General features: G+C 74.1%; 12 protein-coding genes. 4 read left to right on the top strand and 8 right to left on the bottom strand.

What is annotated here, in order from left to right:
- Positions 1-67 precede the first annotated feature (67 nt).
- From ACFFJG_RS15645 to ACFFJG_RS15635, 3 genes are all read right to left on the bottom strand, one after another.
- Positions 68-835 carry an amino acid ABC transporter ATP-binding protein gene (locus tag ACFFJG_RS15645; protein ID WP_378519715.1) on the bottom strand — a complete coding sequence of 256 codons (768 nt, stop codon included), beginning with the start codon at positions 833-835 and terminating at the stop codon, positions 68-70.
- Positions 832-2,325 carry an ABC transporter substrate-binding protein/permease gene (locus ACFFJG_RS15640; protein ID WP_378519714.1) on the bottom strand — a complete coding sequence of 498 codons (1,494 nt, stop codon included), beginning with the start codon at positions 2,323-2,325 and terminating at the stop codon, positions 832-834. The genes ACFFJG_RS15645 and ACFFJG_RS15640 overlap by 4 nt, the downstream gene beginning before the upstream one ends.
- Before the next feature lie 67 nt (positions 2,326-2,392).
- Positions 2,393-6,487, bottom strand: coding sequence for a hypothetical protein (locus ACFFJG_RS15635; RefSeq protein ID WP_378519713.1), 4,095 nt, complete (start codon positions 6,485-6,487; stop codon positions 2,393-2,395).
- A 269-nt stretch (positions 6,488-6,756) separates the two neighbouring features.
- On the opposite strand from ACFFJG_RS15635, the gene budC reads away from it, so the two are divergent.
- Positions 6,757-7,527, top strand: coding sequence for a meso-2,3-butanediol dehydrogenase (gene budC, locus ACFFJG_RS15630; protein ID WP_378519712.1), 771 nt, complete (start codon positions 6,757-6,759; stop codon positions 7,525-7,527).
- A gap of 29 nt (positions 7,528-7,556) precedes the next feature.
- Entirely contained in the window at positions 7,557-10,067 is a 2,511-nt protein-coding gene (gene hrpB, locus ACFFJG_RS15625; RefSeq protein WP_378519711.1) for an ATP-dependent helicase HrpB, read from the top strand.
- On the opposite strand, the gene ACFFJG_RS15620 is transcribed toward hrpB, so the two are convergent.
- Together ACFFJG_RS15620 and ACFFJG_RS15615 are read right to left on the bottom strand one after the other, a co-directional pair.
- Complete coding sequence (locus tag ACFFJG_RS15620) at positions 10,064-10,975, bottom strand: glutaminase (RefSeq protein WP_378519710.1); 912 nt, start codon at positions 10,973-10,975, stop codon at positions 10,064-10,066. The two genes, hrpB and ACFFJG_RS15620, sit on opposite strands and share 4 nt — an antisense overlap.
- Before the next feature lie 49 nt (positions 10,976-11,024).
- Positions 11,025-11,753, bottom strand: a complete 729-nt coding sequence (locus ACFFJG_RS15615) for a maleylpyruvate isomerase family mycothiol-dependent enzyme (protein ID WP_378519709.1) — start codon at positions 11,751-11,753, stop codon at positions 11,025-11,027.
- A 246-nt stretch (positions 11,754-11,999) separates the two neighbouring features.
- Here ACFFJG_RS15615 and ACFFJG_RS15610 point away from each other — a divergent pair, with 246 nt between their 5' ends.
- Entirely contained in the window at positions 12,000-12,503 is a 504-nt protein-coding gene (locus ACFFJG_RS15610; RefSeq protein ID WP_378519708.1) for a P-loop nucleotide/nucleoside kinase family protein, read from the top strand.
- 167 nt (positions 12,504-12,670) lie between these two features.
- On the opposite strand, the gene ACFFJG_RS15605 is transcribed toward ACFFJG_RS15610, so the two are convergent.
- Positions 12,671-13,198, bottom strand: a complete 528-nt coding sequence (locus ACFFJG_RS15605; RefSeq protein WP_378519707.1) for a bifunctional adenosylcobinamide kinase/adenosylcobinamide-phosphate guanylyltransferase — start codon at positions 13,196-13,198, stop codon at positions 12,671-12,673.
- Between the two features lie 58 nt (positions 13,199-13,256).
- On the opposite strand from ACFFJG_RS15605, the gene ACFFJG_RS15600 reads away from it, so the two are divergent.
- Positions 13,257-14,111: an SDR family NAD(P)-dependent oxidoreductase gene (locus ACFFJG_RS15600; protein WP_378519706.1), complete on the top strand. Its 855-nt coding sequence runs from the start codon at positions 13,257-13,259 to the stop codon at positions 14,109-14,111.
- Here ACFFJG_RS15600 and ACFFJG_RS15595 read toward each other — a convergent pair.
- Positions 14,108-14,887, bottom strand: a complete 780-nt coding sequence (locus tag ACFFJG_RS15595; protein WP_378519705.1) for an adenosylcobinamide-GDP ribazoletransferase — start codon at positions 14,885-14,887, stop codon at positions 14,108-14,110. The genes ACFFJG_RS15600 and ACFFJG_RS15595 overlap by 4 nt on opposite strands.
- On the bottom strand, positions 14,884-15,250 hold a 367-nt coding region (locus tag ACFFJG_RS15590; RefSeq protein ID WP_378519704.1), incomplete at its 5' end, for a nicotinate-nucleotide--dimethylbenzimidazole phosphoribosyltransferase. The genes ACFFJG_RS15590 and ACFFJG_RS15595, both read right to left, overlap by 4 nt.

The following is a 15,250-nucleotide window of genomic DNA, read 5'->3' as shown; positions in this document are numbered from 1 at the left end:
CTCTGCCGGCTCCGCACGAACGGCATGTGCACGCCAACCGCGTCACGGAACCTGAGGGCCTGGTCGCTCACCCCGGCTCGAGCACCCGCCGCAAGAACTGCTTCGTACGCTCCTGCTGCGGGTCGGAGAGCACCTCGGACCCACCCTGCTCGGCGATGACGCCGCCGTCGAGGAAGAGGACCTGGTCGGCGACGTCGCGGGCGAAGCGGATCTCGTGGGTGACGATCACGAGCGTCCAGCCTGAGGTCGCGAGGTCACGGATGACGGCCAGGACCTCACCGACCAGCTCGGGGTCGAGCGCTGAGGTGGGTTCATCGAGCAGGACCACCTCCGGGTTGAGGGCGAGCGCGCGGGCGATGCCGACGCGCTGCTGCTGGCCGCCGGAGAGCTGCGAGGGGTACTGGTCCTCACGGCCGGCGAGGCCGACCTGCTCGAGCAGGCGGCGGGCGTCGACGGTGGCCTCCTCGACGTCGCGGCCCTGCACCTGGACCGGCCCCTCGAGGAGGTTCTGCAGGACGGTCTTGTGCGGGAAGAGGTTGTGGGACTGGAAGACCATGCCGCTGTGCGAGCGCAGCGCCTCGACCTCACGGCGCCGGGTGGATCGATCGACGGAGGCGCCGAAGTCGACGCTGGCGTCGGCGATGCGTACGACCCCGGCATCCGGCACCTCGAGGACGTTCAGCGAGCGCAGGACGGTCGTCTTGCCCGACCCCGACGGACCGATGATCGCGGTGGCGGTCCCGTTGTCGGCGGTGAGGTCGACGCCGCGGAGCACCTCGGTGTCACCGAAGGCCTTGCGCAGGCCGCGGACCTCGATCAGTGGCGTGGTGCTCATGCGGCATACCTCCCGAGCCGCTTCTCCAGCGGTCCTTGTGCTTGCGAGACGAGGAAGCAGACGACCCAGTAGTAGAGCGCCGCGAAGAGGTAGAGCGGCATGAACTGACTGCTCGACGAGGCGGCGTTCGTCGCCTGCCTGAGCAGCTCGGGCACGAGGATGATCGACGTCAGCGCCGTGTCCTTGATGAGGGACAGCAGCGTGTTGGACAGCGGAGGCACGGCGATCCGCGCGGCCTGCGGCAGCACGATGCGACGCATCAGCTGCGGGTAGCGCATGCCGATCGTGGTGGCCGCCTCGTACTGCCCGCGGGGGACGGACAGGATAGAGCCGCGGATGATCTCCGCGGCGTAGCCGCCGACGTTGAGGCTGAGCGCGAGGATCGCCGCCGAGACCGGCGAGAGCTTGAGCCCGACCTGCCCGAGGCCGTAGAAGGTGATGAACAGCTGCACGAGCAGAGGGGTGCCGCGGATGGCGGAGATGTAGATGCGGGCGGGAAGCTGCACCAGCCGGTTCGACGACATCCGGGCGAGCGCCGTCACCAGCGCGAGGACGAGTCCGATCGCGAAGCTGGCCGCGGTCAGCGGGATCGTGTAGATCAGCAGCGCCCTGAGCATCGGCCACGCGGAGTCCTGGACGATCTCGGTCGTGGAGCGCGTGTCGGAGCCCTTCACGTCGGTGACCTTCGCGGCGTCCTCGACCGTCACGTCCGCGCCGAAGTACTTCTCCGAGATCTTCGCGAGCGTGCCGTCCTCGGTGAGCGTGGCGAGCGCGTCGTCCGCCTCCTGCTGCAGCGCCGGGCTGTCCTGGCGGAAGGTCAGGGCCTGCTTGCTGACCTCGTCGCCGGCCTCGCCGACGATCTCGATCTCGTCCGACCCGCTGGACGCGAGGTAGTCGAGGACCGCGATGTTGTCGTTGACGACGACGTCGACGCGCCCCTGCACGAGCAGCTCGGCCGCCTGGGCGAACTGGTCGACCACGCGGATCTCGGCGCCGGCGTCGCGGGCGACCTGCGCCCAGTTGCTCGTCTCCGACTCGGCGGCGACCAGGCCGTCGATGTCGTCGAGCGTCTTCACGTCCTCGTTGCCGGCGGCGGTGACGATCACGCCGCGGGAGTAGGTGTAGGGCGTCGAGAAGAGGTAGCGCGCCTCGCGGTCGGGATTGATGGTGATCTGGTTGGCGATCACGTCGACCCGGCCGGCGTCGAGCGCCGGGAAGATCGAGTCGAAGGGTGCCTCGACGAACTCCAGGTCCCACCCGGCCTCGTCGGCCACCGCACGGATCACCTCGATGTCGAAGCCGGTGAGGTCGCCCGTGTCGGGGTCGTGGAACGTGAAGGGCGGGTACGTCCCCTCCGTGCCGACGCGGACCGTGCGCGCCTCCGCCGGGCTGGCCGCGGACTCGGCCGACGCCGCGCTCCCGGTGAGGGCCACGGTCGCGACGAGCCAGCCGAGGACCACGAGGGCGAGTGCGCGCCGCAACTGCTGCATGGAGGCACGCTAGTCGGTGCCGCGGTCGATCAGTCGGCCGTCCACCGTTGGTGGGCGGGTCCGCCCCCTACCGGATGCGGACGGTCGCCGTGCCGGTGCGCTGGGTGGAGCGTCCCGTGACCGTGATGCGGACCTTGCCCGGCTCGAGCGACCTCGGCAGAGTGATCCGACGCACGAGGGTGCTGGCGTCGGTGCGAGCGTTGGTGCGGGCCACACGCTGTCCGTCGAGGGTGATCACGTAGCGCTCGCCGAACGCGAGCCCGCTCACCCGGAGGGTGATCGTCGTACCCGCCTTCGCGCGCGTCGGCGCCTGGAGCGTCAGGCGTGCGGGCGGCCTCACGGCGACAACCGAGGCGCTCGCGCTGGTGGAGCCGAGCTCGTTGGCCGCGATCATCCGGAAGGTGTGCAGCCCGGTGCGGTCGAGCTTGACCCGGACAGACCCGCTCGCCGGGACGGGAGAGGTGCCGTAGGTGTCGTCCAGGAGCTCCTGCAGCGCGCCGGTGGCGCTGAGGGACGCACCTCCCTGGCTGCTCCAGCTGACCGTGGCCGTCCGGCCGCGCCTGATGGCGGGCAGGCCCTCAGGGGTCACGGCCGCCTCGCGAGCGCCGGCCGGCACAGTGATCGTCAGCTGCACCGAGGGGGCCTGGTCGGTGACCACGGCCGCCGTGCTGGCCGAGCGGGTCGCCGCGTCGACGTAGCCGGGCCTCGTGGCGGTCACCACCACGCTGATGCGGTGCCCGCGGAGCGCGGGGGTGAGCAGCAACGTCGCCCCGTCGGCGGCGGCGACCGGGGCGTCGTCCGCGAACCAGGCGAACCGGTACGTCGCGGCGGCCGGGGTGGTGGGTCCGGTCGTCGCGGTGAGCACCTGACCGACCTGGGCCGTGCCGCTGATCGCCACCGCAGGAGGCGTGGCGAACGACCCCCGGACGACGGGTGCACTGGCCGGGGACACGCCCGTGGCGTCGAGGTAGCCCTCGCGGGACGCCGTCACCTCGACGGTGATCTGCGTGCCGGCCAGGTCCGGGGTCAGGGCCAGCTCGTCCGCAGCAGCACCGCTGATCGGGCTGCCGTCGGCGAACCAGGCGTAGGAGTAGGTGCTCGCGGCCGGCGTCGACGGGGAGACCGCTGCCGTCAGCACGCCGTCCACCACCGCGGTGCCGGTGAGGGACACCGTCGGCGCCGTCGTGAACGTCGCCCCGGCCACCGCGCCGGTGGGTGCGGAGGTGCTGGAGGCGTCGGCGTAGCCGTCGCGGACCGCGGTCACGGTGACCGTGATCGTCGTGCCGACGAGGGCGGGGGCGAGGTCGAGGGTGCGGTCCGTGGCGCCGGTGATCGCGGTGCCGTCGGCGCTCCACGCGTAGGTGAAGGAGTCGGCGGCCGGGGTCGTGGACCCCAGCTGCGCCGGTCCGGGGGAGGCGGTCAGGGTGCCACCGACGACGGGGGTGCCGGTGATCTGGGCGTCCGGGCCGGTGGTGAACGTCGTCGTGGCGACCGCGCCGGTCGCGGGGGAGGTGCTGGTGGCGTCGGTGTACCCGTCGCGGACCGCGGTGACGGTGACCGTGATCGTCGAACCGACCATCGCGGGGGTCAGGGTGAGGGTGCGGTTGGTGGCGCCGGCGATGGTGTCGCCGTCGGCGGCCCAGGTGTAGGTGAACGACTCCGCGGCCGGGGTGGTGCTCCCCAGTTGGGTCGGTCCGGGGGAGGCGGTCAGGGTGCCGTCCACGACCGGGGTGCCGGTGATCCGAGCATCCGGGCCGGTGGCGAACGAGCCCGGCGTGACGGGTCCGACGCCCTGGGAGGTCTCGGCGGAGTCGGCGTGGCCGCTCCTGGTCGCGGTCACGCGGAGGGTGATGGTCGTGCCGCGCTCCGCGTTGGTGGGGGTGAAGTCGAGGTGGACGGCGTTCGCGATCGCGACGTCGTCGGCGTACCACTGCAGGTCGACGGAGTCGGGGTCGACGTTGTAGTCGCCGATGACGGCCGAGAGCGTGGATCCCACCGCAGGAGTGCCGCTGATCGAGGGCGCCTGGTCGGCGATCACGGCGGCGGTGAGGGCGAGGGAGTGGCTGCCGCCGGCGGCGATGGCGGTGGTGGGCTGACCGTTGAGTGCGGTCGGGATCGTGCGGGCACCGTTGGCGTTGCTGCCCCACCCGACGACCTGCCGGTCGCTGGTCAGGGCCAGGGTGTGGTCGGACCCTGCGCCCGTGGCGATGGCGACGACGGTCTTCGTGGCCAGGCTGGCCGCGACGACGGCCTGGTTGAACGTGGTGTCACCGCCCCAGGCAGTGACCTTGCCGTCGGCGGTCAGGGCGACCGAGTGGCTGGTCCCGCCGGCGATCGCGATGACGGTCTTCCCGCTCAGCGTGGCAGGCACGGTGCTCTGGCCCCGGGTGTTGCTGCCCCAGGCCACGACCTGCCCGTCCGAGGTGAGCGCGAGGCTGTGGTTGGAGCCGGCCGCGATCGCGATCACGAGCTTCCCGCTCAGGGCGACCGGGACGGTCGACTGGCCATCGCTGTTGCTGCCCCAGGCGGTGACCTGCCCGTCGCTGGTGAGGGCGAGGGAGTGGGCGTTGCCGGCGGCGATCGCGATCACGGACCGACCGTCGAGGCTGGCAGGTACGGCGGTCTGCCCGTTGCTGTTGTTGCCCCAGGCCAGGACCCGCCCGGTCGCGGTCAAGGCGAGGTTGTGGTTGGTCCCGGCGGCGATGGCACTGACCTGCGCGGCGGCCACGCCGGTCGGGACCGTCCCCTGGATGCCGGCGCCCCAGGCGGTGACCTTGCCGTCCCGGGCGAGGACCAGGGTGTGGTTGAACCCGGCAGCGATCGCGCTCACGGTCTTGCGCACCAACGTCGTCGGCACCGTGCTCTCACCGGTGAAGTTGCTGCCCCAGGCCGTCACACGGCCTCCGGCAGTCACTGCGCCGGTCGTGGCCGAGGTGGTCACGGAGTCGGCGAACCCGGCCTTCCTGGCGGTGACCGTCACGGTGAGGGTCTTGCCGAGGTCGGCGGGCGTGGGCCGGTAGATCGGGCTGTTCGCGCCGACCACCGTCGACCCGGTGCGCCACTGGTAGCTGAGGCTGTCCGGGGCGGCGTTGTAGCTGCCGGCGATGGCGGTCAGAGTCCCCCCGGCCTGGGCCACTCCGGACACGACCGGCACCTGCTCGGCGGTGAGCGCCGCGGTGATCGCGAGCGAGTGATAGCCGCCGGCAGCGATGGCGGTGACCCTCGTGCCCGCAAGGCTGGCCGGCACGGTGCTCTGGGCGTCGTTGTTGTCGCCCCACGCGGTGACCTGCCCGTCGGAGGTGAGGGCCAGGGAGTGGAAGTCGCCGGCGGCGATGGCCGTGACCGTCGTGCCGCTCAGGCTCGCCGGCACCGTGGTCTGATCGAAGGTGTTGTCGCCCCAGGCGGTGACCTGTCCGTCGGAGGTGAGGGCCAGGGAGTGGTCGACGCCGGCGGCGATGGCCGTGACCGTCTTGCCGCTCAGGCTCGCCGGCACCGTGGTCTGACCGCCGTCGTTGTAGCCCCAGGCGGTGACCTGTCCGTCGGAGGTCAGGGCCAGCGCGTCGAAGGGCCCGGCGGCGATGGCCGTGACCGTCTTGCCGCTCAGGCTGGCCGGCACCGTGGTCTGCCCTACGCCGTTGTCGCCCCAGGCGGTGACCTGCCCGTCGGAGGTGAGGGCCAGGGAGTGGTAGTACCCGGCGGAGACGGACGTGACCGTCTTGCCGCTCAGGCTGGCCGGCACCGTGGTCTGACCGACGCTGTTGTCGCCCCAGGCGACGACGCGGCCATCGGAGGTCAGCGCGAGGGAGTGGGCGAACCCGGCGGCGACCGCGGTGACGGTCGTGTCGTCCAGGCTGGCCGGTACGACGTCCTGGCCCTGCCCACTGTTCCCCCACGCGGTGACGCGGCCGTCGGAGGTCAGCGCGAGGGAGTGGTAGGTCCCACCCGCGACAGCGATCACGCTCTTCCCGGTCAGCTCGGCCGGCGGCGTCGCCTGTCCGCGGTCGTTCGACCCCCACACCGTGGCCTGCCCGGCATCGGCGAGCAGGACTTGGGCGCCCTGCTGGACAGCCGACGCGGAGGTCGGCGTCATCACGGCGACAAGACCCGCCAGCAGCGATGCCGTCAGCACGACGCGCGCGACCAGTCGCGCGCGGCCGGTCATCCCGCCACGTCGCAGGACAGGCTTGCGCCCCACTCGACTCGTGATCACACCCACGACGACACCCCATGTCCTCTACACATCGCACCTGCGCACACGACCCAGTCACGCTCGACCGGGCGCTCGACCGGGCCGCATGGCCGCGTCACGACGCAGGAAGGACGGTGCTCGTCCGGGAGGCAACGCTAGGGCGTGGGTGCCACCCTCCGCAGCCGAACGTCGTAGTCCTCGTGAGCGGGAAGTCCCGAGGCACCGACGGGGTTGAGCACGACATGACCTCCAACACCTACGACTTCCAGGGTCGCACCGTCCTCGTCACCGGCGGCGGCACCGGCATCGGCCGCGCGATCGCCGAGGCCTTCCTCGCCAACGGGGCGAACGTCGTCGTCAGCGGCCGCCGCCGGGAGAAGCTCGACGAGGTCCTGGCCGGGCACCCCGCCGACCGCACGCTCGCCGTCGAGGCCGACGTGGCCGACGACGCCTCGGCGGCCGCCATGGTGCGAGCCGCGGTGGAGCGCTTCGGGTCGCTGGACGTCGTCGTCAACAACGCCGCGGCGTACACGAACGGCGCCTTCGACGAGCTCGCTCTCGAGGACTGGCAGGCGATCCGTGCGACCAACATCGACGGATTCGTCCACGTCGCCCGCCATGCGCTGCCGGAGCTGGAGCGCTCGGGCGGCAACCTCGTGGTCGTCGGCTCGGTATCGGGGATGCGCGGTGACTGGTCGCAGGCGGCCTACAACGCCACGAAGGCCGCGATCATGAACTTCGTGCAGTCGCTCGCCCTCGACTACGGCCCGCGCGGAGTCCGGATCAACGCCGTGGCTCCTGCCCTCACGATCACCGACCTGACCCGAGCCGTGGAGGAGGACGACGAGGCCCTGGCCGCGGCCACCAACAGGATCGCCCTGGGCCGTCCCGGGCGGCCCGACGACATCGCGCCGGCGGTGCTGTTCCTGGCGAGCCCGGACGCCGCCTACATCACGGGCGCCTGGCTGGCCGTCGACGGCGGCACGTCGGCGAGCACGGGTCAGGCGCACTGACCCTGTCTGATGTCGGGCACACTGCACCGGTGCCCGACCCGCTGATCGACCTGCTCGCCGCGCCACCGGACCTCCCGGTCACGGCGGGGCTGGGCGAGGTCGTCGAAGCCGTCCGACAGCACCAGGTCGCGGTGGTCCAGGCGCCACCGGGCACCGGCAAGACGACCCTGGTCCCGCCGGCGGTCGCGGGGATCGTCGACGGGCGGGTCGTGGTCACGCAGCCCAGCCGGATCGCCGTACGCGCCGCCGCCCGTCGGCTCGCGCAGCTGCTGGGCGAACCGGTCGGCGAGACGGTCGGGTACTCCGTGCGCGGCGAGCGGCGCAGCGGGCGGCGTACGCGCGTCGAGTTCGTCACGACCGGCCTGCTGCTGCGGCGGGTCCAGCACGACCCGGAGCTGGCCGGGGTCGGGGCCGTCGTGCTCGACGAGGTGCACGAGCGCCACCTCGACGCCGACCTGACCCTCGCGCTGCTCGTCGACGTCCGGGCCACCCTGCGCGACGACCTGTCCCTGGTGGCGATGTCGGCCACCATCGAGGCCGGGCGGACGGCCGCGCTGCTCGATCCGGCAGGCGCTCCGGTGGTCACGATCCCGGGTGCGCTCCACCCGGTCGAGACGGTGTGGTGCCCGCTGCCGGCGGGCGCGCGCCGCACGGACGAGCGGGGGATTACCCCGGCGTTCCACGACCACCTCTCGGCGACGGTGCGTCGGGCCCTGACCGCCCACGAGGGGGACGTCCTGGTCTTCGTGCCCGGTGTCGCGGAGGTCGAGGCGACCGTACGCCGCCTGGCCGGCGTGGACGCCGCCGTGCACGCCCTGCACGGGCGCCTGTCCGCCGCCGAGCAGGACCGGGCGCTCACCGAGGGGCGGCGCCGTCGGGTGATCGTCTCGACCGCGGTCGCCGAGTCTTCGCTGACCGTGCCGGGGGTGCGGGTGGTGGTGGACGCCGGGTTCTCCCGCGAGCCGCGCACCGACCACCGCCGCGGTCTCGCGTCGCTGGTCACGGTCGCGGTGAGCCGAGCAGCAGCCGAGCAGCGGGCCGGACGGGCTGGGCGGCTGGGTCCTGGGACCGTGCTGCGGTGCTGGTCGGAGGCGGAGCACGCCCACCTGGCCGCCCACCCGGAGCCCGAGATCGCCACCGCCGACCTGACGGCCTTCGCCCTGGAGGCGGCCTGCTGGGGCAGCGAGGTCCGCGACCTGGCGCTGCTCGACCAGCCGCCGGCGCACGCGCTGTCGGCGGCCACGGAGGTGCTGGTGGGGCTCGGCGCGACGACCGAGGACGGGACGGCGACCGCGCGGGGCCGGCAGATCGCCGACGCCCCGGTCGACCCCCGGCTGGCGCGCGCCCTCCTCGACGGGGCCGGCCTCGTCGGGGCGAGGCGCGCCGCGGAGGTCGTCGCGATGCTGAGCGAGGACGTACGCGCTCCCGGCGGTGACCTCGTCGCCGCCCTCCGGTCGCTGCGGCACGACCAGCGGGCCGCCGGGTGGCGCAGGCAGGTCGACCGGCTGGAGGAGGTCGTCGCGAAGCAGGGGAGCGCGGCCGGCCCCAACGACCTCACCGACGACGTCGCGGTCGGTCTGGTGGTCGCTCTCGCGCACCCGGACCGGATCGCCCGCAAGCGCGGCGGCACGTCGAGCTACCTGATGGCGTCGGGGACCGGCGCCGCGCTCGACCCCCGCGACCCGGGACCGCTGGCGGGGCTGGAGTGGCTCGCGGTCGGCGACGCGGAGCGACGCCCCGGGCAGCGCGAAGCCCGGATCCGCGCGGCGGCCCCGCTCACCGAGGAGCTCGCGCTGGAGGCGGCTGGGTCGAGGTGGACGGAGGTCGACGAGGTCACCTGGACCGACGGTCGGGTGGTCGCGCGCCGGCGTACGTCGCTGGGCGCGATCGAGCTCGGCTCGGTCCCGATCGGCGACCCGCCGGCGCAGGCGGTGGCCGACGCGATCGCCGAGGCGGTCGCGCGGGAGGGGATCGCGCTCCTCTCCTGGACGGAGGCCGCCACGGCGCTGCGGGCCCGCCTCGAGTTCCTGCACCGCGCGCTCGGGGATCCGTGGCCCGACGTGAGCGACGAGGCACTGACGCAGGACCTCGACGTGTGGCTTGGCCCGCAGCTGGCGCGGGTCCGCTCAGCGCACGACCTCCGCCGCATCGACGTGACGGCCGCTCTGCGGGCGATGGTGCCGTGGCAGGAGGCGGCGCGGCTCGACGAGCTGGCCCCCGAGCGGGTGCAGGTGCCCAGCGGGTCGGTCGTGCGGATCGACTACGCCCAGGACCAGCCCGTGCTCGCCGTGCGGCTGCAGGAGGTCTTCGGCTGGACCACGGCGCCGGCGCTGGCCGGCGGCCGGGTCCCGCTCCTGCTGCACCTGCTCTCGCCCGCCCGGCGCCCGGCCGCCGTCACCGCTGACCTGGAGTCCTTCTGGGACAACGGCTACCCGGGCGTGCGGGCCGACCTCCGGGGCCGCTACCCCAAGCACGCGTGGCCGGAGGACCCGCGCACCGCCGAGCCGACGGCCCGGACGAACCGGCCGCGCAGAGGCTAGAAGACCGTCCAGTCGGAGTACGTCGTGAACGCGTCGAGCGCGGCGAGGCCGGCCGCCGACGACCCCGACGACCCGAGCGCCGGGCTCCACACGCAGGCCACGCCCCGGTCGGGGATGACGGCCAGGATGCCCCCGCCGACCCCGCTCTTGGCGGGCAGGCCGACGCGGTAGGCGAACTCGCCGGCCGAGTCGTACGTGCCGCAGGTGAGCATCACCGCGTTGATGCGCTTGGTCTCGCGCGGGCTGAGCAGCTGGGTGCCGTCGGACAGCACGCCGTCGCGGGCGAGGAAGAGCCCGGCCAGCGCGAGCTCGCGACAGCTCATCGCCAGCGAGCACTGCGCGACGTACTGCCCGATCACCTCGTCGACGGGATGCTCGAGGTTGCCGTAGCTGGCGAGCAGGTGCGCCATGGCGAACGTGCGGTGCCCGGCCTCGAGCTCGGAGCGCGCCACGGCTGCGTCGATGTCGACGTCGTCGCTCCCGCTCTCGCGCCTCATCAGGTCGCGCAGCGCGCCGCTGGCGTCGCCGGTGAGGGACTGGAGCCGGTCGGTGACGACGAGGGCGCCGGCGTTGATGAACGGGTTGCGCGGACGCCCGGCCTCCTGGTCGAGCTGGAGGAAGGAGTTGAACGGGTTGCCCGACGGCTCGCGGCCCACGCGCGTCCAGATCTGCTCGCCCTCGGCGGCGACGACCTGCGCGAGCGTGAAGACCTTGGTGATGCTCTGCACGGAGAACCGCACGTCGGCGTCGCCGACGACGTGCACGCTGCCGTCGCACGACGCGATCGCCATCCCGAACTGGCCGGGGTCGACCGAGGCCAGGCTCGGGATGTACGTCGCCAGCTGGCCGCGGCCGACCTCCGGCTCGGCGGCCTGCTGCGCGCGCAGCAGCGCGTCCTCGATCCTCATCCCGCCATCCTCGCGCAGCGCGGACCCGGTGCCGCGGCGGGAGTCCGGGTCAGGGCACCAGCGCCTGCGCCAGCACCTCGACGGCGCGCGGGTCGACCCCCAGCGTGTCGGGGTCGGTGCGGTGCCAGAGCAGGAGCAGGACGTCCTCGGCGCGGCCGCGCACCTCGACCGGGGCGTCGAGCTCGGGGTCGGCCGCCTCGGTCGCCGGGCGGGCGCGGTCCTCGAGGACGACGGGGCCGCCGTTGGCGACGTCGGTCGCGACGAGGTGCAGCGTGCGGCGCGGGGGACGGGCACGCCCGAGCCGGACCTGGCGCGGCAGCAGCACGTCGGTGACCTCCCGGACGCCGTCCCACGCGAGCGCGGGATCGATCGACGAGGTGGTGCCGGTGGCGTGCTCGAGATCCCAGGTGTGGACGACGACCTCGTGCACCTGCCGCCGCCGCCAGAAGCCGGCCGTGCGGTCGTCGCGGTCGAGGGTCCAGGCGAACGCGTCGGGCGGGGTGGCGGCCAGCAGCCCCACCAGCGCCCTCGCCTGACGGGCGTACCAGCCGGCGACGTCGTCGTTTTCCCTCGGCGGCTCGGGCGTCAGGCTCGGGTCGCCCGCGACCACCGCGTGCACCACCCATTGGTGCACGCCGCCGAGGTGCACGGCGAGGTCGCGCACGGTCCAGCCGGGGCAGTGCTCGACCGGTGCGTCCGGGTCGGCGTCGGCGAGCAGCTCGGTGAAGCGCCGGGTGTGGGTGCGGAGCAGGTCGACCCAGTCGTGCGCGCCCGTCACGCGGACACCTCGTCTCGGCTCGCGGCGGCGTGCGGCTGGTGCCATAAGCAGACGCTGCAGACCGGTCGGTCGACCTCCCACCGGGTGTCGCGTGGATCCACGCCCTCGACGATCACGCGACGACCCTAGGTGAGCGGCTCGACGTGGGCCACGAGCCGTCCACAGGGGCCGCGGTGACGAGCCGCAGCGCATCGCCCTCGGCCTGCGCGTGAGGGGCCGTCGCTCCCGCCGTGGCACGCTGGCCGCGTGCGGGGACACGTGCTCGTGGGCGGCTGGCCGGGGTCGGGCAAGACCACGCTGTCGCGCGCCCTCGCGGTCGAGCTCGGAGTGCCGCACCTGGCCAAGGACCTGGTCAAGGAGGCGTTGATGGACGCGCTGGGTCCGCCCGGTGACGTCGAGTCGTCGAGGCGGCTGGGGCGGGCCGCGGTCCACGCGCTCCTGGCCGCGGCCGCGCAGTGCCCGGGCGCGGTCGTCGACAGCACCTGGTTCGAGTACGCGCGGCCGCTGGTCGCAGTGCTGCCGGGTCCTGTCGTCGAGGTGCGGTGCCGCGTCACTCTTGAGGTGGCGCGTGAGCGCTACCGCGGGCGGGTCCGCGACCCCCGGCACCTCGACCTGCTGCGCGAGGACGACGAGCTCTGGGGGAGCGAGGTGGCGCCTCTCGGCCTCGGGCCGCTGCTGGAGGTGGACACGAGCGGTCCCGTCGACGTGCCCGCCGTGGCCGCGGCGATCCGGGCAATGCTGGTCGAGTGACGGGGCTGTGTCACGTCACGGGACGTGTCAGGACGGACGCCGGCCGGTGCTGTGTTGCGGCACAGCGTGTGTCGGGACGGACGCCGGCCGGTGCTGTGTTGCGGCACAGCGTGTGTCGGGACGGACGTCGGCCGGCGCTGGGTGGCGGCACGGGGCATGCCAGGTCTTCATAGCCGCAGCACGCGTCCGGCGACGACGAGGTGCACCTCGTCGCAGGCGGCGGCGACGCGCTGGTTGACCGTGCCGAGGAGGTCGCGAAAGAGCCGGCCCGAGCGGTGCTCGGGCACCACGCCGAGGCCGACCTCGTTGGTCACCAGCACGACGTCGGAGGTGGTGGCGGCGAGTGCCTCGACCACCTCGTCGGTGCGGGCCAGCACGAGGGCGAGCACCTCGTCGGAGTCGCGCTCCCAGGCGTCGGCGGCGTCGACGACCGCGGTGAGCCAGGTGCCGAGGCAGTCGACGAGCACGGGCGACTCGGCGTCGCGCAGGACCGGGCCGAGGTCCTGCGTCTCGACGGTCGCCCAGGCCTCCGGCCGGCGGGCGCGGTGGGCGGCGACGCGGGCGGTCCAGTCGGGGTCGGCCTCGGCGTCCGGCGAGGGGCCGGCCGCGACGTAGGTCGCCGGCGCGGTGCCCACGAGACCCTCGGCGTGGGTGGACTTGCCGGACCGTACGCCGCCGGTCACCAGGATCCGCATGGCGCGCATCCTCGCAGAGCCCGGGGAATCGGACGCGGGGGCAGGGGTACGGGTCGGCATGACCGAGCAGCCTGCGTCCACGTCCGAGCCCACCGCCGTGCCGTCGCCCGGCTCCGCACGGGAGGGCCGCCCCCTCGCCGTCGTCACGGGCGCCTCCAGCGGCATCGGCCTGGAGCTGGCGCGGCAGTTCGTCCAGCACGACTTCGACGTCGTCGTCGCCGCCGAGGACGCCGAGATCGCCGTCGCCGCCGCGGTCCTCCGGGCCGAGGGCGGGACCGACGTGACACCGGTGCAGGTCGACCTCCGCACGGCCGAGGGCGTCGACGACCTCTACTCCGCCATCAGCGCGGACGGTCGGCCGATCGCGGCCATCGCGCTCAACGCGGGCCACGGGCAGGGCGGCGCGTTCGTCGACACGGACCTCGCCGACGAGCTCTCGATCATCGCCCTCAACGTCACCTCGACCGTGCGCCTGGCCAAGCTCGTCCTGCGCGACATGGTGGCCCGCGACGAGGGCCGCGTGCTGGTCACGTCGTCGATCGCCTCGACGATGCCCGGCTCGTTCCAGGCGGTCTACAACGCGTCCAAGTCGTTCCTGCAATCCTTCACCGAGGCGCTCCAGGACGAGCTGAAGGACACCGGCGTGACGCTCACGTCCCTGATGCCCGGGCCCACCGACACCGATTTCTTCGAGCGTGCCGACATGGCGGAGGACACCAAGGTGGGGACCTCGAAGAAGGACGACCCCGCCCAGGTCGCCCGCCAGGGTTTCGACGCGCTGATGGCCGGCAGGGCCCGCGTCGTCGGCGGCGGGCTCACCACCAAGGTGCAGGAGGCGGCCGCCAAGGTCATGCCCGACCGCCTGAAGGCCGCGGTGCACCGGCAGGTGGCGGAGCCGGGCTCGGCGGGCTAGGCGGTCGCGGCGGCGAGCAGCAGGACGGCGAGCCCGACCTCGACGGTCGCGCCGAGGACGTCGCCGGTGATCCCGCCGAGACGGCGCGAGCAGCGGACGAGCAGGGCGACGACCGCCGCGACGGCGAGCACGAGGCCGACAACGCCCGCCACGACCGAGCCGAGGGCGTGACCCGCGAGGCCCGCCAGGACCAGCGCGACGAGCAGGACCGCGACGGCACCGACCACCGGCACCGCGCCGATGTGGGTGGCCCCCAGACCGTCGGACCGTGCGGCCGGCACGCCCCGGACGCAGGCGAGCGGGAGGCCGACCCGGGAGACGCAGACGAGCAGCGCGACTGCCCACCAGCCGTGCTCGTGGCGCACGACCGCGGTCAGCCCGGCTGCCTGCAGCCCCGCCACGAGCACCACGGCGACGACGCCGGCGGGCCCGACGGGCCCGGTGCGCATCACCTCGAGCGAGCGCTCCCGCGAGTACGACGCGGTCAGGCCGTCGGCGGTGTCGGCGAGGCCGTCCCAGTGGAAGGCGCGGGTGCCGAGGGCGAGGGCGAGCAGGACGACGTACGCCGTAGCGAGCGGCGGCAGGTCGACCAGGTCGCCGAGCACCACCACGAGGGCGGTCGCCGCGGCGAGCGGGACGACGGCCAGCGGGGCGAGCAGCATCGCCAGGCCGGCGACCGACCGGTCCACGCGGCCCGGGGGCGGCACCCGCACGGCGGTGAGCGTGCCGGTGGCGAGCAGCCACGCGTCGCGCAGCGTCGAGCCGGGGGAGCTCACTGGGGGAGGATCTCCGAGAGCAGCGCGACGTCACGCAGGACCGCGACGCCGGAGCGGAGGACGGGGAGCGCGGCGACCGCGCCCGAGCCCTCGCCGAGCCGCATCCCGAGGTCGAGCAGCGGCTCGAGGCCGAGCGACTTCAGCGCGTGGGCCTGGGCCGGTTCGGTGGACCGGTGCCCGGCCACCCACCACGCGCTCGCGCCCGGGGCGAGCGCCTCGGCGACCAGCGCACACGAGACGGACATCAGGCCGTCGAGCAGCACCGGCACCCCGAGGCGTGCGGACTCCGCGAGGAGGCCGACGGCGACGGCGAGGTCGGCGCTGCCGAGCGCGGCGAGCGCCTCGACGGGGTCGGGCGCCCGG

The sequence above is a fragment of the Nocardioides zeicaulis genome (assembly GCF_042432345.1).
GTDB lineage: Bacteria > Actinomycetota > Actinomycetes > Propionibacteriales > Nocardioidaceae > Nocardioides > Nocardioides zeicaulis.
Note: the sequence above shows the minus strand (reverse complement) of the source record. Positions and strands in the feature narration are given on the sequence as shown.